This window comes from Pseudomonas sp. SB113 (genome assembly GCF_040754745.1).
In the GTDB taxonomy this organism is placed as follows: Bacteria; Pseudomonadota; Gammaproteobacteria; order Pseudomonadales; family Pseudomonadaceae; genus Aquipseudomonas; species Aquipseudomonas grimontii.
On sequence record NZ_JBFMHW010000002.1, the window covers coordinates 54,146 to 73,519 of the forward strand.

Genomic DNA, 19,374 nt, shown 5'->3' on the forward strand with positions numbered 1-19,374 from the left:
AGGAAATACACCCCGACTCGCGTTAAACTGCGCGGGTTTTTAGCCCCCCCATTCATCGGAGCCTTCCATGTCCCGCGTTACCTTGAGTCGCTATTTGATTGAGCAGACCCGCAGCAACAACACGCCTGCCGATCTGCGCTTCCTTATCGAAGTGGTGGCGCGTGCTTGCAAGGAAATCAGCCACGCCGTGTCCAAAGGCGCACTGGGTGGTGTCCTGGGCAGCATGGGCACTGAAAACGTGCAGGGCGAAGTGCAGAAGAAGCTCGACGTGATCTCCAACGAAATCCTGCTCGAAGCCAACGAATGGGGCGGTCACCTGGCCGGCATGGCGTCCGAAGAAATGGACAATGCCTACCAGATCCCGGGCAAATACCCGAAAGGCGCCTACCTGCTGGTATTCGACCCACTGGACGGTTCGTCCAACATCGACATCAACGCCCCGGTTGGCACCATCTTCTCGGTACTGCGTTGCCCGAACGAATACCTGAGCCAAAACGAAGCCCTGAACGAAAAGGCCTTCCTGCAGCCAGGCACCGAGCAGGTCGCTGCCGGCTACGCGATCTACGGCCCACAGACCATGCTGGTGCTGACCTTGGGCGATGGCGTCAAAGGCTTCACCCTGGACCGTGAAATGGGCAGTTTCGTCCTCACCCACGAAGACATCACCATTCCGGCTTCCACCCAGGAATTCGCAATCAACATGTCCAACCAGCGCCACTGGGAAGAACCGGTCAAGCGCTATGTGAACGAGTTGATGGAAGGCGAAGAAGGCCCGTTGAAGAAGAACTTCAACATGCGCTGGGTCGCCGCGATGGTGGCCGACGTGCACCGTATCCTGACCCGTGGTGGCCTGTTCATGTACCCACGTGACAGCCGTGAGCCGTCCAAGCCGGGCAAACTGCGCCTGATGTACGAAGCCAACCCGATGTCCTTCCTGGTCGAGCAGGCGGGCGGTGCGTCCACCGACGGCCACCAGCGCATCCTCGACATCCAGCCCGACGGCCTGCACCAGCGTGTGGCGGTGTTCCTGGGTTCCAAGGAAGAAGTTGAGCGTGTGACCGCTTACCACAAGAAGTAAGCTGCGGCGATAAGTGAACGGCGTTGTTGTGAGCCGGTTCACCCTTAAAGAAGCCCCGAAACGTTTCAGCGTTTTCGGGGCTTTTTTGTTTTCGTTCGTCGGGAACCAGACACCTCTTTTCCCTTCTAAGCTTCTGGCAGATACCCAAGCTGCTTCGCCCCTCCAGGAGTTATTCCATGTCGTTACGCCGTCTCGCTTTGCTGGCTTTTTGCGTACTGTTGGCCGCTTGCAGCAAGGTCAACCAAGAAAACTACGAAAAATTGTCGGCTGGCATGGCCAAGACAGAAGTGGAGTCGTTGCTGGGTAAGCCGACCGACTGCTCCGGCGCACTGGGCATGTCCAGCTGCACGTGGGGCGATAAAGACAGCTTTATCAGCGTTCAATATGCCGGTGACAAAGTTCTGATGTTTTCCGGGCAAGGCCTGAAGTAAACCGGGGCGAGAGCCTGCGGGAGAAGAAGAATGATGCGTTTTGTTTTGTTCCTTTGTGCCAGCCTGTTTTTGGCGGGCTGCGCCAGCCATTCTGGCGATGATCTGCAACCCAAGACAGCGAGCAACGTCAATCTCAAGCGTTACCAGGGCACCTGGTATGAGTTGGCTCGATTGCCGATGTACTTCCAGCGCAACTGCGCGCAGTCCGAAGCCCGCTACACACTGCTGCCGGATGGCGATATGTCGGTATTCAACCGCTGCCTCACCACCGAGTGGAAGTGGGAAGAAGCCAAGGGCACGGCCACGCCGCAGGTGCCCGGCAAGACCGACAAGCTCTGGGTGGAATTCAACAACTGGTTTACGTCACTGCTGCCAGGCGTGGCTAAGGGCGATTACTGGGTGTTGTACGTCAGCGATGACTACAAGACCGCCATCGTCGGCAGCCCGAGTCGGCGCTATATGTGGATCCTGTCGCGCACGCCGACGGTCAGTGCGGATACTCGCGAAGACCTGTTGAGCAGGGCACGACAGCAAGGGTATGACACCACGCGTTTGATCTGGCGTACGTCGGATAAGCAGATGGCGAAGACTTCGCAGTAACCCAGGATCACCCGTGATCAAAATGTGGGAGGGGGCTTGCTCCCGATAGAGTGTGTCAGTCAGCACATCTGATACTGATACATCGCTATCGGGGGCAAGCCCCCTCCCACATTTTTTAACCGAGTAAATCTCTCAACACCTGTGTAAACGCCCGGCGACTCTCTTCCTCGCCGGCATGCCGCCCATCGCGCACTGCCCATTTCCCGTTGACCAGTACATCGCGCACCTGGCGATCACCGCCGGCAAACAGCCAGCGATTGAGAATGCCGTCTTCTGTCGCTGTCGCCAGGTACGGGTCGTTACCGTCCAGCACGATCCAATCCGCACGCTTGCCCACTTCCAGCCGACCTATCGGCTGCCCCAGCGCCTGTGCGCCACCGTCCAGCGCCGCGTCGAACAACGTACGGCCGACCATCGGCTGGTCGCTGCGATACAAGCGGTTGCGCCGTTGATCGCGCAGGCGTTGGCCGTATTCCAGCCAGCGAAGTTCTTCCACCACGCTCAGTGACACATGGCTATCGGAACCGATGCCCATGCGCCCGCCCTGGGCGAGGAAATCCACGGCCGGGAAAATCCCGTCGCCCAGGTTGGCTTCGGTGGTCAGGCACAAGCCGGCAATCGCCCGGCTCTTGGCCATGCGCGTCACTTCTTCCGGGTTGGCGTGGGTCGCGTGTACCAGGCACCAGCGCTCATCAACCTCAATGTTGTCGTACAGCCATTGCAGCGGGCGTTTGCCGCTCCAGGCCAGGCAGTCGTCGACTTCTTTTTGCTGTTCAGCGATATGGATATGCACCGGGCACGTCTTGTCGCTGGCGGCCAATACCTCATTGATCTGCTGCGGCGTAACCGCACGCAGCGAGTGGAAGCACAGCCCCAGTTGCTGCGCCGGTTGCGCCGCCAGAATCGGTTTGAGGCGCGCTTGCAGGTCCAGGTAATGTTCGGTGCTGTTGATAAACCGTCGCTGCCCCTCATTGGGTGCCTGGCCACCAAACCCGGAGTGGGTATAGAGCACCGGCACCAACGTCAGGCCGATGCCGCTGCTCGCTGCGGCCTGGCTGATCTGCCGCGACAGTTCCGTACGGTCGGCATACGGCTGGCCGCTGACGTCGTGATGCACGTAGTGGAATTCAGCCACCGAGGTGTAGCCGGCCTTGAGCATCTCGATATACAACTGGCGGGCGATCACCTGCAGTTGCTCCGGGCTGATCTTGCCGACCATGCGGTACATCAGCTCGCGCCAGGTCCAGAAACTGTCATTCGGATTGCCGGCCACTTCGGCCAACCCCGCCATGGCGCGCTGAAAGGCGTGCGAGTGCAGATTCGGCATGCCCGCCAACACCGGGCCCCTGAGCCGTTCGGCACCGTCTGCGCTGGCGTTGGCCTCAACCTGTGTCAGCAGGCCATCGGCGCTGACTTCAAGACGTACATCGTTGGCCCATCCATTAGGCAGCAGCGCGCGTTCGGCAAAGAAAGCGGACATGATTAGAGCACCCCGGTCGTGTGTTTATTTGTATATACATATACAGACGTTTGCCTGCTCGGTAAACTCCGGCAATCTATGCATCTTTTCCCCCTGCAAGGATTCCCTGTGCCGACTCCGCCCGCCAAGTCTTCACTGGCTGCCCACATGGACGAAAGTCCGGCGCCCTTGTATGCCCGTGTCAAACAGATGATCAGCCAGCAGATCCTCAACGGCAACTGGCCGCCCCATTACCGCGTACCGTCGGAAAGCGAGCTGGTCAGCCAGTTGGGCTTCAGCCGCATGACCATCAACCGCGCCCTGCGTGAGCTCACCGCCGAAGGTTTGCTGGTGCGCATGCAAGGCGTCGGCACGTTCGTCGCCGAGCCCAAGAGCCAGTCGGCGCTGTTTGAAGTGCACAACATTGCCGATGAGATCGCCTCCCGCGGTCATCGGCATACCTGCCAGGTCATCCACCTGGGTGAAGAGGCCGCCGGTTCCGAACGCGCCGTCGCCCTGGAAATGCGTGAAGGCGGGCGGGTGTTCCACTCGTTGATCGTGCATTACGAAAACGATATTGCCGTGCAAATCGAGGACCGTTTCGTCAACGCCCTGGTCGCGCCGGAATACCTGCAACAGGACTTCACCCTGCAAACCCCCTATGCCTATCTCAACCAAGTGGCGCCGCTGACCGAAGGCGAGCACGTGGTCGAAGCGATTCTCGCCGACGCCGCCGAGTGCAAGTTGCTGCAGATCGAGCCGAGCGAGCCGTGCCTGTTGATTCGTCGACGCACCTGGTCCGGCCGTCAGCCGGTGACCGCCGCGCGTTTGATCCACCCCGGTTCCCGCCACAGCCTGGAAGGACGGTTCAGTAAATGAGCGCAGTGAAAGTCTGGCGCGCCGCCGATTACGTACGCATGCCGTGGAAAAACGGCGGCGGCAGTACCGAAGAAATCACCCGTGATGCCGGCGAGGGCCTGGAAGGCTTCGGCTGGCGCCTGTCGATTGCCGATATCGGCGAGTCAGGCGGATTTTCCACCTTCGCCGGCTACCAGCGTGTGATCACGGTGATCAAAGGCGCCGGCATGGTGTTGACCGTGGATGGCGAGGAACAGCGCGGCCTGTTACCGCTGCAACCGTTCGCCTTCAAGGGTGACAGCCAGGTGTCATGCCGCCTGATTACCGGGCCGATCCGCGACTTCAACCTGATCTATTCGCCCCAGCGTTACCACGCGCGGTTGCAGTGGGTGGATGGTGTGCAGCGGTTTTTCAGCACGGCACAGACGGTGCTGGTGTTCAGCGTGGCGGATGAAGTGAAGGTGCTGGAGCAGGTGTTGGGTCAGCATGATTGCCTGCAGGTGGACGGGAACAACGGTCTGCTGGATATTTCCGTCACGGGGCGCTGCTGCATCATCGAACTGACCCCGCGGGGTTAAAAATGTGGGAGGGGGCTTGCCCCCGATAGCGGTGGATCAGTCGGTATATCCTGGGCTGACACACCGCAATCGGGAGCAAGCCCTCTCCCACATTTGTTTTTGTGTCGCTTATAGAATCTGTTTCCAACCCCCGCACCAATTTGTTACCGAATGCCCCAGCGTGGCGCAAAACCGCGCTGTCGTGACAAACCTCCCTCGCTATAAAACGCCTTCATAAGAAATTTCATCATCCCTCGAAGCCTTAATTTCCAAGGCTCGCACGCGCTTTCCAAAAAAATCCCAACACCTCGCTGAGAAAGTTGGCCGCTTGATTGCATATGCTTGTATGTACAAGTAAAGATGTGTGCGTAAGACTCTCCTTCGCACCATCCATGTTCGCGCATCGATCGCCGAGGAGTTCTTGTTGTGACCAAGCCTACAAAATACCGTGACGTCGAAATCCGCGCCGCCCGCGGTAACAAGCTCACCGCCAAAAGCTGGCTGACTGAAGCGCCGCTGCGCATGCTGATGAACAACCTCGACCCGCAAGTGGCCGAGAACCCCAAAGAACTGGTGGTGTACGGTGGTATTGGCCGTGCAGCGCGCAACTGGGAGTGCTACGACCAGATCGTCGAGAGCCTCACCAACCTGAATGACGACGAAACCCTGCTGGTGCAATCCGGCAAGCCGGTCGGCGTGTTCAAGACCCACAGCAACGCCCCGCGCGTGCTGATCGCCAACTCCAACCTGGTGCCGCACTGGGCCAGTTGGGAACACTTCAACGAACTGGATGCCAAGGGCCTGGCCATGTACGGCCAGATGACCGCCGGCAGCTGGATCTACATCGGCAGCCAGGGCATCGTCCAGGGCACCTACGAAACCTTCGTCGAAGCCGGTCGCCAGCATTACGACAGCAACTTGAAGGGCCGTTGGGTCCTCACCGCCGGCCTCGGCGGCATGGGCGGTGCCCAGCCTTTGGCCGCGACACTGGCCGGCGCATGCTCGCTGAACATTGAATGCCAGCAGGTCAGCATCGATTTCCGCCTCAACAGCCGCTATGTCGACGAACAAGCCACCGACCTCGACGACGCCCTGGCCCGCATCGCCAAGTACACAAAGGAAGGCAAGGCCATCTCCATTGCGCTGCTGGGTAACGCCGCTGAAATCCTGCCGGAACTGGTCAAGCGTGGCGTGCGCCCGGACATGGTCACCGACCAGACCAGCGCTCACGACCCGCTCAACGGTTACCTGCCGGCCGGCTGGACCTGGGACGAATACCGCGCCCGCGCCAAGACCGAACCGGCTGCCGTGATCAAGGCCGCCAAGCAGTCGATGGCCGTGCACGTCAAAGCCATGCTGGAATTCCAGAAACAAGGTATTCCGACCTTCGACTACGGCAACAACATCCGCCAGATGGCGCAGGAAGAAGGGGTGGAAAACGCCTTTGACTTCCCAGGCTTTGTACCGGCGTACATCCGCCCGCTGTTCTGCCGTGGCATCGGCCCGTTCCGTTGGGCTGCGCTGTCGGGCGACCCGCAGGACATCTACAAGACCGACGCCAAAGTCAAAGAGCTGATCCCCGACGACGCCCACCTGCACAACTGGCTGGACATGGCGCGCGAACGCATCAGCTTCCAGGGCCTGCCGGCGCGTATCTGCTGGGTTGGCCTGGGCCAGCGCGCCAAGCTCGGCCTGGCGTTCAACGAGATGGTGCGCAGCGGCGAGCTGTCGGCACCGGTGGTGATCGGCCGTGACCACCTCGACTCCGGCTCGGTTGCCAGCCCCAACCGCGAAACCGAATCCATGCAGGACGGTTCCGACGCCGTGTCCGACTGGCCACTGCTCAACGCCTTGCTCAACACCGCCAGCGGCGCGACCTGGGTTTCGCTGCACCACGGCGGCGGCGTCGGCATGGGCTTCTCCCAGCACTCCGGCATGGTGATCGTCTGTGATGGCACCGACGAAGCGGCCGAGCGCATTGCCCGCGTGCTGCACAACGACCCGGCCACGGGTGTGATGCGCCATGCGGACGCGGGTTACCAGATCGCGATCGATTGTGCCAAGGAGCAGGGTCTCAATCTTCCGATGATCAAGTAACCCATGTGGGAGGGGGCTTGCTCCCGATGGCGGTGTATCAGCCAATAGGTCTGGTGACTGACCCACTGCTATCGGGAGCAAGCCCCCTCCCACAGTTGAGTGGCGGCGACCCCCAAACACAATCCATCAGAGGTTGAACACCGATGGCTGCAAATGACGCGCGTGCAAGCACCACCCCGTTGATCGAGAAACGTTCGATCGACTACATCCCGGAAGCGGAAAGACACGGTCGTCTATTGAGCCAGTTTACCCTGTGGCTGGGTGCCAACCTGCAGATCACCGCGATCGTCACCGGGGCCTTGGCCGTGGTGCTGGGCGGTGATGTGTTCTGGTCGTTGATCGGTCTGTTGATCGGTCAACTGCTGGGCGGCGGCGTGATGGCGTTGCATGCGGCGCAAGGGCCCAAGCTGGGCCTGCCGCAGATGATCTCCAGCCGGGTGCAGTTCGGGGTTTATGGCGCGGCGATCCCAATCGTACTGGTGTGCTTGATGTACCTGGGTTTCACCGCAACGGGCACGGTGCTTTCCGGCCAGGCGCTGGGCCAGTTGTTTGGCGTCAGCGACAGCGTCGGGATCTTGATCTTCGCCAGTGTCATCGTGCTGGTCACGGTGCTTGGCTACCGGGTGATCCACTTTATCGGTCGGGTTGCCAGCGTCATTGGCGTGATTGCCTTTGTCTACCTGTTCAGCCGTCTGATGAGCCAGGCCGACGTTGGCGCGCTCCTGCAAATCCGCCACTTCAGTTGGAGCAGTTTTCTGCTGGCGGTGTCGCTCGCGGCCTCCTGGCAAATCGCCTTCGGCCCTTACGTGGCGGACTATTCACGCTACCTGCCGAGCCAGACGTCCTCGCTGAAAACCTTTTTTGCCGCAGGCGCAGGTTCGGTGGTTGGCGCACAGGTGGCGATGATCCTCGGCGTGTTTGCCGCGGCCATGTCCAACGGGCAATTTGCCGGTCACGAAGTGGCCTACATCGTGGGCCTGGGCGGGACTGGGGCGACTGCCGCACTGCTGTATTTCAGCATCGCATTCGGCAAGGTCACCATCTCCACGCTGAACTCCTACGGCAGCTTCATGTGCATTGCCACCATCATCAGCGGCTTTCGGGGTCGCCTGGAGGTCACGCGCGTGCAGCGTCTGGTGTTCGTGCTGGCCATCGTCGGTACGGCGACCCTGATCGCCTTGCTCGGGCAGCACTCGTTCCTGGGGGCGTTCAAGTCTTTCATCTTGTTCCTGCTGGCGTTTTTTACGCCATGGAGCGCGATCAACCTGGTCGACTACTACTGCATCACCCGCGATCGCTACGACGTACCTGCGCTGGCTGATCCGAACGGGCGCTATGGCCGTTGGAACCTGCTCGGTATCAGCGTGTATGTCGTTGGCGTGCTGGTGCAATTGCCGTTCATCTCCACCAAGTTCTACACCGGCCCGCTGGTGGCGGCCCTGGGCGATGTGGATATTTCCTGGATCATCGGCCTGGTGCTTCCCGCCGCGCTGTACTACTGGGCTGCGAAAAAGTGGCCCGCCGCACACCCTGAACACCTGATCCTGCCGAAAGAGCAGGGCGCTGTACCAACGACGACAAACGGGCTGGTTACACAGGCCTGAGGGGACGTGGACAGGGCTGGATGCCTACTGACTGCCGTAATCCATTTCATGATTGGGAGCGTCACAACAATGAAAATGCATAAGACCCTGTTGGCCACCGTATTCTCTGCGGGTTTGCTGGCCACTGCCGGTGCCCAGGCGGCCGGTTGGTGTGAATCCGGCAAACCGGTGAAATTCGCCGGCCTGAACTGGGAAAGCGGCATGTTGCTCACCGACATCCTGCAAACCGTGCTGGAAAAAGGCTACGACTGCAAAACCGACAGTCTGCCAGGCAACTCCATCACCATGGAAAACGCCCTGAGCAGCAACGACATCCAAGTGTTTGCCGAAGAATGGGTCGGCCGCAGCGAAGTCTGGAACAAGGCCGAGAAGGCCGGCAAAGTCGTCGGTGTCGGTGCCCCTGTAGTGGGCGCTATCGAAGGCTGGTACGTACCGCGCTACGTGATCGAAGGCGACGCCAAGCGCAAGCTTGAACCCAAGGCGCCGGGCCTGAAAAACATCGCCGACCTGTCCAAGTACGCCTCGGTGTTCAAGGACCAGGAAGAACCGTCCAAGGGCCGTTTCTACAACTGCCCGGCCGGCTGGACCTGCGAGCTGGACAACAGCGAAATGCTCAAGAGCTACGGCCTGGAAAGCACCTACACCAACTTCCGCCCAGGTACCGGCCCGGCGCTGGATGCGGCAGTGCTGTCGAGCTACAAGCGCGGCGAGCCGATCCTGTTCTACTACTGGTCGCCAACCCCGCTGATGGGCCAGGTCGACCTGGTCAAGCTGGAAGAAAAACCCGGTGTGGATAAGACCGTGAGCATCAAGGTCGGCCTGTCCAAGACCTTCCACGAACAAGCCCCGGAATTGGTGGCCGTGCTGGAAAAAGTCAACCTGCCTATCGACCTGCTGAACCAGAACCTGGGTCGCATGGCCAAAGAGCGGATTGAGTCGCCGAAACTGGCGAAAATTTTCCTCAAGGAACATCCTGAAGTCTGGCACGCCTGGGTGAGCGACGAGGCAGCCAAGAAAATCGACGCGGCCTTGTAGGTCAAGTGTGCACGGCTACCCTCATGGGTAGCCGGGCGCCTGGCCACAACCCACTGGATCGAGAGCACGCTATGTTTCCTGAGAGTTTTACGTTTTCCATCGCCGACTGGGTCAATGGTTGGGTGGATTCACTGGTCACCAACTACGGCGATGTGTTCCGGCAAATCTCCGACACCCTGCTGTGGGCCATCGTCAACCTGGAAGGGTTGCTGCGTGCCGCCCCTTGGTGGCTGATGCTGGCCATCGTCGGCGCAATTGCCTGGCATGCCACCCGCAAGGTGCTGACCACGGCGGTGATCGTCGGTTTGCTGTTCCTGGTCGGCGCGGTCGGCCTGTGGGACAAGCTGATGCAGACCCTCGCGCTGATGATGGTCGCCACGGTGATCTCGGTGCTGATCGGCATCCCGTTGGGCATCCTGTCGGCGCGCAGCAATCGCCTGCGCTCGGTGCTGATGCCGTTGCTCGACATCATGCAAACCATGCCCAGCTTCGTGTACCTGATCCCGGTGCTGATGCTGTTTGGCCTGGGCAAGGTGCCGGCGATCTTCGCCACGGTGATCTACGCCGCGCCGCCGCTGATTCGCCTCACCGACCTGGGCATTCGCCAAGTCGACGGCGAAGTCATGGAGGCCATTAACGCCTTCGGCGCCAACCGCTGGCAACAGCTGTTTGGCGTGCAATTGCCGCTGGCGCTGCCGAGCATCATGGCCGGTATCAACCAGACCACCATGATGGCGTTGTCGATGGTGGTGATCGCCTCGATGATCGGCGCCCGTGGCTTGGGTGAAGACGTATTGGTCGGCATCCAGACCCTCAACGTCGGCCGTGGCCTCGAAGCCGGGCTGGCGATCGTGATTCTCGCAGTGGTCATCGACCGCATTACCCAGGCCTATGGTCGTCCACGGCATGAGGCGAGCAAATGACTACTGTCAGCAAAATCGAAGTTAAAAACGTCTTCAAGATCTTCGGCGCCCGCTCCAAGGAGGCGCTGGCGATGGTCGGCCAGGGCAAGACCAAGGACCAGGTGCTGGCCGAGACCGGCTGCGTGGTCGGTGTGAACGATTTGTCCCTGAGCATCGGCACCGGTGAGATCTTCGTGATCATGGGCCTGTCAGGCTCGGGCAAATCCACGCTGGTACGCCACTTCAACCGCCTGATCGACCCCACCAGCGGCGCGATCCTCGTGGACGGCGAAGACATCCTGCAGCTGGACATGGACGGCCTGCGTCAATTCCGTCGCCACAAGATCAGCATGGTGTTCCAGAGCTTCGGCCTGTTGCCCCACAAGAGCGTGCTCGACAACGTCGCCTACGGTCTCAAGGTGCGTGGCGAAACCAAGCAGGTCTGTGCCGAGCGCGCGCTGCACTGGATCGAAACCGTGGGCCTCAAGGGCTACGAAAACAAATACCCGCACCAGCTCTCCGGCGGCATGCGCCAGCGTGTCGGCCTGGCCCGCGCGCTGGCCGCTGACACCGACATCATCCTGATGGACGAAGCCTTCAGCGCCCTCGACCCGCTGATCCGTGCCGAGATGCAAGACCAGTTGCTCGAGCTGCAAAAGACCCTGCACAAGACCATCGTGTTCATCACCCACGACCTCGACGAGGCCGTGCGTATCGGCAACCGCATTGCGATCCTCAAGGACGGCAGGCTGATTCAGGTCGGCACGCCGCGAGAGATCCTGCACTCGCCAGCGGATGAGTATGTGGATCGGTTTGTTCAGCGGCGCGCGGCGGTGGTCTGACCCAGGTTCTGTGGTGAGGCTCAAGCTCCCTCCCACATTTGGAATGCATTCCCCCGTGGGAGGGGGCTGGCCCCGATGAGGCCGGTAAAGCTGTAGAGAATATGAAGAGGTCAACAATGTCCCAGGCAGCAAAAATCATCATCGCCGACACTCCCTTGCGCTGGCAGGACGTGGTCGCCGTGGCCCGTCACGGCGCGGTGCTTGAACTCTCGGGCCAGGCCTGGGCGCGTATCGACAATGCCCAGGCCATCGTGCAGCGCATCGTTACCAGCGGCGAACGCGCCTACGGCGTGAACACCGGGCTGGGCGCGTTGTGCAACGTGTCGCTTGAGGGCGAGCAACTGAGCCAGCTGTCGCGCAATACCCTGTTGAGCCACGCCTGTGGCGTCGGCCCGGTACTCAGCGACGAGCAGACCCGCGCGATCATCTGCGCGGCGGTCATCAACTACAGCCACGGCAAATCCGGTCTGCATCCGCAGGTGGTGCATTCGCTGCTGGCGCTGCTCAATCACGGCATCACGCCGCAAGTACCGTCCCAGGGCTCGGTGGGTTACCTGACCCATATGGCCCATGTCGGCGTGGCGTTGCTGGGTGTTGGTAATGTGAGCTATCGCGGCCAGATCGTCGCGGCGCAACAGGCCCTGGACGAAGAAGGTTTGCGGCCGGTGGTGCTCGGCGCGAAGGATGGCCTGTGCCTGGTCAACGGCACGCCGTGCATGACCGGCCTGAGCTGCCTGGCCCTGGCCGACGCCCATCATTTGCTGCAATGGGCCGACGTGATCGGCGCCATGAGCTTCGAGGCCCAGCGCGGCCAGATCGACGCCTTCGACGAAGAAATCATCGCCCTCAAGCCGCACCCGGGCATGCAGCATGTCGGCAGCAACCTGCGTGCGTTGCTCGATGGCAGTGAAGTGATCGCCAGCAGCAAAGGCATCCGCACCCAGGACGCCCTCAGCATCCGTTCGATCCCGCAGATCCACGGCGCGGCGCGCGACCAGGTGGAACACGCCACTCGCCAGATCGAGACCGAACTCAACAGCGCCACCGACAACCCGCTGGTGCTCGGCACGCCGGACCACTACCGCGTGGTGTCCCAGGCCAACCCTCACGGCCAGTCCGTCGCCCTGGCCGCCGACATGCTGGCGATTGCCATGGCCGAAATCGGCTCGGTCGCCGAACGCCGCCTCGACCGCCTGATCAACCCGCACGTCAGCGGCCTGCCGGCGTTCCTGGTGAGCAACCCCGGGGTCAACTCCGGGATGATGATCGTGCAGTACGTCGCCGCCTCACTGTGCGGACAGAACCGCCAGTTGGCGCAACCGGCGGTGCTCGACAACTTCGTCACCTCGGGGCTGCAGGAAGACCACCTGAGCATGGGCACCAACGCCGCGCTCAAGCTGCATCAGGTATTGGCCAATGTCACCCAGATCCTCGCCATCGAGTACCTGCTGGCGGCCCAGGCCTTCGAATTTTTGAAAGACCAACGCTTCGGCGCGGGCACCGACAGGGCCTGGCGCCTGTTGCGTGAAGTGGTGCCGGCCTATGAGCAGGACCGTTGGCTGGCGCCGGATATTGCGAGCGCCGCCAAGGTGCTCAAAGACACCGCATTACCGAATCTGCACTGAACACTTATTTCAAAAGAATAATTCACAAGGAGTATGAATGTGACTGCGCTAAACCTGATTCCAGGCCAACTGAGCCTCGCCCAGCTGCGGGCTATCTACCAGCAGCCGGTAACCCTCAGTCTGGATGACAGTGCCTCGGCCCAGATCGAAGCCAGTGTGGCCTGCGTGGAACAGATCCTCGCCGAGAACCGCACCGCCTACGGTATCAACACGGGTTTCGGCCTGCTGGCCTCGACCCGTATCGCCAGCGAAGACCTGGAAAACCTCCAGCGTTCCCTGGTGTTGTCCCACGCCGCCGGCGTCGGTGAGCCGATCAGCGATGCGCTGGTGCGGTTGGTCATGGTGCTCAAGGTCAATAGCCTCAGTCGTGGGTTCTCCGGGATTCGTCGGCAGGTGATCGACGCGCTGATCGCGCTGATCAACGCCGAGGTGTACCCGCATATTCCGTTGAAAGGTTCGGTGGGCGCTTCCGGTGACCTGGCGCCGCTGGCCCACATGTCCCTGGTGCTGCTGGGTGAAGGCAAGGCGCGCTACAAGGGTGAATGGCTGGAGGCCACCGACGCGCTGAAAGTCGCCGGCCTGACGCCGCTGACCCTCGCCGCCAAGGAGGGCCTGGCGCTGCTCAACGGCACCCAGGTGTCCACCGCCTATGCCTTGCGTGGCCTGTTCGAAGGCGAAGACCTGTTCGCCGGTGCCCTGGCGTGCGGTGGCCTCACCGTGGAAGCGGTGTTGGGCTCGCGCTCGCCGTTCGACGCACGTATTCATGCGGCTCGCGGTCAACGTGGGCAGATCGATTCGGCGGCGGCCTACCGTGACCTGCTGGGTGAGAGCAGCCAGGTGTCGCAGTCGCACCAGAACTGCGACAAGGTGCAGGATCCGTATTCCCTGCGCTGCCAGCCACAAGTCATGGGTGCCTGCCTGACTCAGTTGCGCCAGGCGGCAGAGGTGCTGGTGGTCGAAGCCAACGCCGTGTCCGACAACCCGTTGGTATTTGCCGCTGAGGGTGACGTGATCTCCGGTGGCAACTTCCACGCCGAACCGGTGGCCATGGCCGCTGACAACATGGCCCTCGCCATCGCTGAAATCGGCTCCCTGAGCGAGCGTCGTATCTCGCTGATGATGGACAAGCACATGTCGCAACTGCCGCCGTTCCTGGTGGGCAATGGCGGGGTGAACTCCGGTTTCATGATCGCCCAGGTGACCGCTGCCGCACTCGCCAGCGAGAACAAGGCGCTGTCCCATCCCCATAGCGTCGACAGCATCCCGACGTCCGCCAACCAGGAAGACCACGTGTCGATGGCCCCGGCCGCCGGCAAGCGCCTGTGGGAAATGGCCGAGAACACGCGCGGCATCCTTGCGGTGGAATGGCTGGCCGCGTGCCAGGGCCTGGACCTGCGTGAAGGCCTGAAAACCTCGCCGAAACTGGAAAAGGCCCGTGGCATCCTGCGCACCAAGGTGGCGTTCTACGACAAGGACCGCTTCTTTGCCCCGGACATCATCGCCGCCAGCGAACTGCTCGCCAGCCGCTGCCTGAATGAGCTGGTGCCGGCCAAGTTGCTGCCGAGCCTGTAACCCGAGGAGGCATCGATGAAAACCCTTTGGCAACACTGCCACGTCGCAACCATGGCCCAGGGCAAATACTCGATCATCGAGGATGCCGCCATGGTGACTGCCGGCTCGCTCATCGAGTGGATCGGCCCCCGCAGCGAAGTACCGACGGCGGATTACGCCCAGGTACATGACCTGCAAGGCGCGTGGGTCACCCCCGGGCTGATCGACTGCCACACTCACACGGTGTTTGGCGGCAATCGCAGCGGCGAATTCGAGCAGCGCCTCGAGGGCGTGAGCTATGCCGATATCGCAGCCCAGGGCGGCGGTATTGCCAGCACCGTACGCGCTACCCGTGCTGCGACGGAAGATGAACTGTTTGCCAGTGCCGAAAGGCGCCTGCGCAGTTTGCTGCGTGACGGCGTGACCACGGTGGAGATCAAATCCGGCTACGGCCTGGACCTGGCCAATGAACGCAAAATGCTGCGCGTGGCCCGTCGCCTTGGCGAAGCGTTGCCCGTAAGCGTGCGTGCCACCTGCCTGGCCGCCCATGCATTGCCGCCGGAGTACAAGGATCGCGCCGACGATTACATCGAGCACATCTGCGCCGAGATGCTGCCGGCCTTGGCGGCGCAAGGGCTGGTGGATGCGGTGGATGCGTTCTGCGAATACCTGGCGTTTTCCACCGAGCAGGTTGAGCGCGTGTTCAAGGTCGCCCAGCAACTCGGCCTGCCGGTGAAGCTGCACGCCGAGCAACTATCGTCGCTGCACGGCTCCAGCCTGGCGGCGCGTTACCACGCCTTGTCGGCGGATCATCTGGAATTCATGACCGAAGAAGATGCCATCGCCATGGCCGCTGCGGGCACCGTCGCCGTCTTGCTGCCGGGCGCGTTCTACTTCCTGCGCGAAACCCAACTGCCGCCGATGGACGCCCTGCGCAAACACGGCGTGAAGATCGCCATCGCCAGCGACCTCAACCCCGGCACCTCGCCGGCTTTGTCGGTGCGCCTGATGCTGAACATGGCCTGCACCCTGTTCCGTATGACCCCCGAAGAAGCCCTGGCCGGTGCCACGCAACATGCGGCCACCGCCCTTGGCATGGGCGACACCCATGGGTCCCTGGAAGTGGGCAAGGTTGCCGACTTTGTCGCCTGGCAGATTGATCGCCCCGCCGACCTCGCCTATTGGCTGGGCGGCGAGCTGGATAAACGCGTCGTGCGCCACGGCGTCGACGTCACTGTGTAAGGAGCATTGCTGTGGATAAGGTTCTGAACTTCAAACAAGGCCGTGTGCCGCTGCTGATCAGCATGCCCCACGCCGGCCTGCGCCTGACGCCTGCGGTGGAAGCCGGGTTGATCCCTGAAGCGCAAAGCCTGCCGGACACCGATTGGCACATACCCGCACTGTATGACTTTGCCGAAGAGCTGGGCGCCAGCACCCTGGCGGCCGAGTATTCGCGGTTTGTCGTCGACCTGAACCGGCCTTCTGACGACAAACCTTTGTACGCGGGCGCCACCACCGGCTTGTACCCGGCCACCCTGTTCGACGGCGTGCCGTTGTTCCGCGAGGGGCTGGAACCGAACGAGACCGAACGCGCCAGTTACCTGCAAAAGATCTGGGGCCCGTATCACCGCACGCTGCAAGAGGAACTCGCCCGTCTTAAGGCCGAGTTCGGTTATGCGCTGCTGTTCGATGCGCACTCCATCCGCTCGGTGATCCCGCACCTGTTCGACGGCAAACTGCCGGACTTCAACCTGGGCACCTTCAACGGCACCGCCTGTGATCCGGAACTGGCCAGCCAGCTCGAGGCCATCTGCGCCACCCACCCTCAGTACACTCACGTCTTGAACGGGCGCTTCAAGGGCGGCCATATCACCCGGCACTACGGCGCCCCGGCGCAGCATATCCACGCCGTGCAGCTGGAGTTATGCCAGAGCACCTATATGGAAGAGTTCGAGCCGTTCCGTTACCGCGAGGATTTGGCTGAGCCGACGCGTCGTGTGCTCAGAGAGCTACTGGAAGGATTAATGTCATGGGGTAACTCACGTTACCGTTGATAAGTCAGTGCGATCTTTAAACTTTTAAAGATCGCACTGTTGCCATTGCTGAGTATCAAATTGCGTGGCTTTCTTTGTTGAGGATATTAAAGTGGCCAACTATGTGGAGCGGTTTTTTATAAATATCAAGAGATGAGAAGTAAAAATATCCTTGAACTCTGCGGTTGTCGACTTCCCAAAAGTCCACCAGCAATCCGTCAAGGCTCAGGTGTAGTTCCTGAGTGTCCAGATCTTGATCGGGGTCAGGTATTTTATCTAGGACCTTGAAGTAGATCGCGGTGTTTATCAAGGCACTGGGCGGCTGCAACGCGCCCCCTATCTTACGGGGTGGGACTGAGAGGTCCTTAGAAATATACAGGTGGATGCCATACAGTTCGAGGCTGCCGGTTTGTTCATTGACGACCTCTTGAAAGGCAATGATTGACCAGCATTCGATGCCGTTTTTATCAATGGCTTCTTTAATGGTTACTTTCTCGGCTTTAAATGGCTCATTTCGAGTTTCGTACCTGACAATAGCTTTAAATTCCTCTCCCGAAAGTTGTTGGCTATTTGGAGTGTTCATGGGTGCCTCCATCAAACAGTTTATGAATGCTGCCTGACACAGTAGGCCGTGACGGCGAAATGCACGTCTACTGTTAGTTTTCACAGGTTTGTATATTGTTTTGCTCTATGTGCAGGTTGATTAATTTGACTTCGGCTATTTGCCGCGTGGGCCGCCACCGTGCAAATCCCTGTCGCCACATCTCGTCTACCGAAAGCGGTGCCGGGCTTTACCGAGCGTCGCCCGAATGCCAATCGAACGCTGCAAAGCTTGACCTTCACCGCAGCCCAGGAAAGCCAGTGGAGGGTGCCGACCACGGAGCGCGAGTCGCCACAGGGTGTCGTCAGGCAATGGCTGCGCGAGCCTTCCGAGGATTTGCAACTGTCTGGCTATCTGCGGGATTACCTGCATGGCCAGTTGCTGACACAGCTCTAAGCGCTCAAGGACATGCTCATTGCACAATTCGGGTTTATAGTGCCAGACGGCAAAATAAAAGACGTCCCCCCAGGGATGAACCCGACCCCCTACGGAGCGCGCAATGCAGACTTGGTACCCGCAGATCAAACCCTACGCCCGGCACGATCTGGCCGTCGATGACACCCACACGCTCTACGTCGATGAAAGTGGCTCCCCCGAAGGCTTGCCTGTCGTATTCATTCACGGTGGCCCTGGCGCCGGTTGCGATGCCCAGAGCCGCTGCTATTTCGATCCCAACCTGTATCGCATCGTCACGTTCGACCAGCGTGGCTGCGGCCGTTCCACCCCGCGCGCCAGCCTCGAAAACAACACCACCTGGGACCTGGTCGCCGACCTTGAGCGCATCCGCGAACATCTTGGCATCGACAAATGGGTACTGTTCGGCGGCTCCTGGGGTTCGACGCTGGCCCTGGCCTACGCGCAAACCCACCCTGAGCGTGTGCATGGCCTGATCGTGCGCGGCATTTTCCTCGCGCGCCCACAGGACATCGAATGGTTTTACCAGGCCGGTGCGAGCCGCCTGTTCCCGGATTACTGGCAGGACTACATCGCGCCGATCCCTGCCGATGAACGTCACGACATGATCGCCGCCTACCACAAGCGCCTGACCGGCAACGACCAGATCGCCCAGATGCACGCGGCCAAGGCCTGGTCCGGCTGGGAAGGGCGCATGCTGGGCCTGTGCCCGAGCCCGCAGCATGTGGAGCGTTTTTCCGAGCCTCAGCGCGCGCTGTCCATCGCGCGTATCGAATGCCACTACTTCACCAACAACTCCTTCCTGGAGCCCAACCAGCTGATTCGCGACATGCACAAGATCGCCCATCTGCCTGGCGTAATCATCCATGGCCGCTACGATATGATCTGCCCTCTGGATAACGCCTGGGAACTGCATCAGGCATGGCCCAACAGCGAACTGCAGGTCATCCGCGAAGCGGGCCATGCGGCGTCCGAGCCCGGTATTACCGATGCGCTGGTACGCGCGACCGGCGAAATGGCACGGCGCCTGCTTGATCTGCCGCCAGAAGAAGCATGAAGGGCTTGCTGCAACGGGTGCGTGGCGCCCGTGTCGAAGTGGCGGGCGAAATTGTCGGGGCGGTCGACCAGGGTTTACTGGTGCTGGTGGCCGTCGAACCTTCAGATACGCCCGAGAGCGCCGACAAACTGCTGCACAAGCTGCTTAACTACCGGGTGTTCAGCGACGACGAGGGCAAGATGAACCTGTCGTTGAAGGATATCGATGGGGGATTGCTGCTGGTGTCGCAGTTCACCCTGGCGGCGGATACCAAGAGCGGCCTGCGGCCGAGCTTCTCCACCGCTGCGCCGCCGGCCCTGGGAGCGGCGCTTTTTGATCACTTGCTGTTACAAGCGCAACAATTGCATGGCAAGGTGGCCTCGGGGCGTTTTGGCGCAGATATGCAGGTGCATTTGGTCAATGATGGCCCTGTGACCTTTCTCTTACAGACATGAATGTATTAAAAACGACTTTAATGCCTAAAAACGTAGGGTTTCGCTACAAATACTTCGTTGTCCCTGATGCGTTGTCTCGCGGGCTACTAGATAATCGCGCGCTACGGGGATCAGCGTTGTTTGGTCCATTTTTGACTTAGGTAGAGACTTGCCCGATAGCCTCAGGGGAATCATTTTGCCCCAGGGGAGTCGGAAC

General features: G+C 60.8%; 18 protein-coding genes and 1 pseudogene. 17 read left to right on the forward strand and 2 right to left on the reverse strand.

What is annotated here, in order from left to right:
* Positions 1–67: 67 nt before the first annotated feature.
* The 3 genes from AB1462_RS03070 to AB1462_RS03080 all read left to right on the forward strand — a co-directional run bounded on the left by AB1462_RS03070 (position 68) and on the right by AB1462_RS03080 (position 2,109).
* The gene (locus AB1462_RS03070) at positions 68–1,078 is read left to right on the forward strand and encodes a class 1 fructose-bisphosphatase (protein WP_027605062.1); all 1,011 of its coding nucleotides are present in this window, start codon (positions 68–70) and stop codon (positions 1,076–1,078) included.
* Positions 1,079–1,254: 176 nt separating this feature from the next.
* Entirely contained in the window at positions 1,255–1,509 is a 255-nt protein-coding gene (locus AB1462_RS03075) for a hypothetical protein (protein ID WP_090401018.1), read from the forward strand.
* Between the two features lie 30 nt (positions 1,510–1,539).
* On the forward strand, positions 1,540–2,109 hold the full coding sequence (locus AB1462_RS03080) for a lipocalin family protein (protein ID WP_027605060.1): 570 nt from the start codon (positions 1,540–1,542) through the stop codon (positions 2,107–2,109).
* Positions 2,110–2,224: 115 nt separating this feature from the next.
* Here the strand turns inward: AB1462_RS03080 and AB1462_RS03085 are convergent, their stop codons facing one another.
* Positions 2,225–3,589, reverse strand: coding sequence for a formimidoylglutamate deiminase (locus tag AB1462_RS03085; protein WP_367246137.1), 1,365 nt, complete (start codon positions 3,587–3,589; stop codon positions 2,225–2,227).
* A gap of 78 nt (positions 3,590–3,667) precedes the next feature.
* Here AB1462_RS03085 and hutC point away from each other — a divergent pair, with 78 nt between their 5' ends.
* The 11 genes from hutC (at position 3,668) to hutG (ending at position 16,693) form a co-directional block, all read left to right on the forward strand.
* Complete coding sequence (hutC, locus tag AB1462_RS03090) at positions 3,668–4,447, forward strand: histidine utilization repressor (protein ID WP_186731504.1); 780 nt, start codon at positions 3,668–3,670, stop codon at positions 4,445–4,447.
* Positions 4,444–5,004 carry a HutD family protein gene (locus AB1462_RS03095; RefSeq protein ID WP_090401015.1) on the forward strand — a complete coding sequence of 187 codons (561 nt, stop codon included), beginning with the start codon at positions 4,444–4,446 and terminating at the stop codon, positions 5,002–5,004. The genes hutC and AB1462_RS03095 overlap by 4 nt, the downstream gene beginning before the upstream one ends.
* A 405-nt stretch (positions 5,005–5,409) precedes the next feature.
* Positions 5,410–7,080: a urocanate hydratase gene (gene hutU / locus AB1462_RS03100; protein ID WP_053140434.1), complete on the forward strand. Its 1,671-nt coding sequence runs from the start codon at positions 5,410–5,412 to the stop codon at positions 7,078–7,080.
* Between the two features lie 143 nt (positions 7,081–7,223).
* A complete protein-coding gene (locus tag AB1462_RS03105) occupies positions 7,224–8,684 on the forward strand; it encodes a cytosine permease (RefSeq protein ID WP_090401014.1) in 1,461 nt (486 codons plus the stop codon).
* A 69-nt stretch (positions 8,685–8,753) separates the two neighbouring features.
* Positions 8,754–9,719: an ABC transporter substrate-binding protein gene (locus AB1462_RS03110; RefSeq protein ID WP_259193460.1), complete on the forward strand. Its 966-nt coding sequence runs from the start codon at positions 8,754–8,756 to the stop codon at positions 9,717–9,719.
* Between the two features lie 71 nt (positions 9,720–9,790).
* Positions 9,791–10,642: a proline/glycine betaine ABC transporter permease gene (locus AB1462_RS03115; RefSeq protein ID WP_090401012.1), complete on the forward strand. Its 852-nt coding sequence runs from the start codon at positions 9,791–9,793 to the stop codon at positions 10,640–10,642.
* A complete protein-coding gene (locus tag AB1462_RS03120; protein ID WP_090401011.1) occupies positions 10,639–11,463 on the forward strand; it encodes a glycine betaine/L-proline ABC transporter ATP-binding protein in 825 nt (274 codons plus the stop codon). Before AB1462_RS03115 ends, AB1462_RS03120 begins: the two co-directional genes overlap by 4 nt.
* Positions 11,464–11,579: 116 nt before the next feature.
* Complete coding sequence (gene hutH, locus AB1462_RS03125; RefSeq protein WP_259193459.1) at positions 11,580–13,088, forward strand: histidine ammonia-lyase; 1,509 nt, start codon at positions 11,580–11,582, stop codon at positions 13,086–13,088.
* A gap of 33 nt (positions 13,089–13,121) precedes the next feature.
* The gene (gene hutH, locus AB1462_RS03130; protein ID WP_259193458.1) at positions 13,122–14,660 is read left to right on the forward strand and encodes a histidine ammonia-lyase; all 1,539 of its coding nucleotides are present in this window, start codon (positions 13,122–13,124) and stop codon (positions 14,658–14,660) included.
* A gap of 15 nt (positions 14,661–14,675) precedes the next feature.
* Positions 14,676–15,881, forward strand: a complete 1,206-nt coding sequence (hutI, locus tag AB1462_RS03135) for an imidazolonepropionase (protein WP_090401008.1) — start codon at positions 14,676–14,678, stop codon at positions 15,879–15,881.
* 11 nt (positions 15,882–15,892) lie between these two features.
* Positions 15,893–16,693 carry an N-formylglutamate deformylase gene (hutG, locus tag AB1462_RS03140; RefSeq protein WP_367246140.1) on the forward strand — a complete coding sequence of 267 codons (801 nt, stop codon included), beginning with the start codon at positions 15,893–15,895 and terminating at the stop codon, positions 16,691–16,693.
* 55 nt (positions 16,694–16,748) lie between these two features.
* Here the strand turns inward: hutG and AB1462_RS03145 are convergent, their stop codons facing one another.
* Positions 16,749–17,255, reverse strand: coding sequence for a hypothetical protein (locus AB1462_RS03145; RefSeq protein WP_367246141.1), 507 nt, complete (start codon positions 17,253–17,255; stop codon positions 16,749–16,751).
* Positions 17,256–17,456: 201 nt separating this feature from the next.
* Here AB1462_RS03145 and AB1462_RS03150 point away from each other — a divergent pair.
* The 3 genes and pseudogenes from AB1462_RS03150 to dtd form a co-directional block, all read left to right on the forward strand.
* Positions 17,457–17,669 (forward strand): annotated as a pseudogene (locus tag AB1462_RS03150) (hypothetical protein); the annotation flags it as partial.
* Between the two features lie 103 nt (positions 17,670–17,772).
* Positions 17,773–18,744, forward strand: a complete 972-nt coding sequence (gene pip / locus AB1462_RS03155; protein WP_027605045.1) for a prolyl aminopeptidase — start codon at positions 17,773–17,775, stop codon at positions 18,742–18,744.
* Positions 18,741–19,178 (forward strand): D-aminoacyl-tRNA deacylase, encoded by a 438-nt coding sequence (dtd, locus tag AB1462_RS03160; RefSeq protein WP_012721783.1) that lies wholly within the window; start codon positions 18,741–18,743, stop codon positions 19,176–19,178. Before pip ends, dtd begins: the two co-directional genes overlap by 4 nt.
* The last annotated feature ends 196 nt before the right edge of the window (positions 19,179–19,374 follow it).

Bases quoted from the DNA above. Each gene is read 5' to 3' on its own strand.
- AB1462_RS03070 (WP_027605062.1), top strand. From the start codon at position 68: ATGTCCCGCGTTACCTTGAGTCGCTATTTGATTGAGCAGACCCGCAGC.
- AB1462_RS03075 (WP_090401018.1), top strand. From the start codon at position 1,255: ATGTCGTTACGCCGTCTCGCTTTGCTGGCTTTTTGCGTACTGTTGGCC.
- AB1462_RS03080 (WP_027605060.1), top strand. From the start codon at position 1,540: ATGATGCGTTTTGTTTTGTTCCTTTGTGCCAGCCTGTTTTTGGCGGGC.
- AB1462_RS03085 (WP_367246137.1), bottom strand. From the start codon at position 3,589: ATGTCCGCTTTCTTTGCCGAACGCGCGCTGCTGCCTAATGGATGGGCC.
- hutC (WP_186731504.1), top strand. From the start codon at position 3,668: ATGCATCTTTTCCCCCTGCAAGGATTCCCTGTGCCGACTCCGCCCGCC.
- AB1462_RS03095 (WP_090401015.1), top strand. From the start codon at position 4,444: ATGAGCGCAGTGAAAGTCTGGCGCGCCGCCGATTACGTACGCATGCCG.
- AB1462_RS03105 (WP_090401014.1), top strand. From the start codon at position 7,224: ATGGCTGCAAATGACGCGCGTGCAAGCACCACCCCGTTGATCGAGAAA.
- AB1462_RS03110 (WP_259193460.1), top strand. From the start codon at position 8,754: ATGAAAATGCATAAGACCCTGTTGGCCACCGTATTCTCTGCGGGTTTG.
- AB1462_RS03115 (WP_090401012.1), top strand. From the start codon at position 9,791: ATGTTTCCTGAGAGTTTTACGTTTTCCATCGCCGACTGGGTCAATGGT.
- AB1462_RS03120 (WP_090401011.1), top strand. From the start codon at position 10,639: ATGACTACTGTCAGCAAAATCGAAGTTAAAAACGTCTTCAAGATCTTC.
- hutH (WP_259193459.1), top strand. From the start codon at position 11,580: ATGTCCCAGGCAGCAAAAATCATCATCGCCGACACTCCCTTGCGCTGG.
- hutH (WP_259193458.1), top strand. From the start codon at position 13,122: ATGAATGTGACTGCGCTAAACCTGATTCCAGGCCAACTGAGCCTCGCC.
- hutI (WP_090401008.1), top strand. From the start codon at position 14,676: ATGAAAACCCTTTGGCAACACTGCCACGTCGCAACCATGGCCCAGGGC.
- AB1462_RS03145 (WP_367246141.1), bottom strand. From the start codon at position 17,255: ATGAACACTCCAAATAGCCAACAACTTTCGGGAGAGGAATTTAAAGCT.
- pip (WP_027605045.1), top strand. From the start codon at position 17,773: ATGCAGACTTGGTACCCGCAGATCAAACCCTACGCCCGGCACGATCTG.
- dtd (WP_012721783.1), top strand. From the start codon at position 18,741: ATGAAGGGCTTGCTGCAACGGGTGCGTGGCGCCCGTGTCGAAGTGGCG.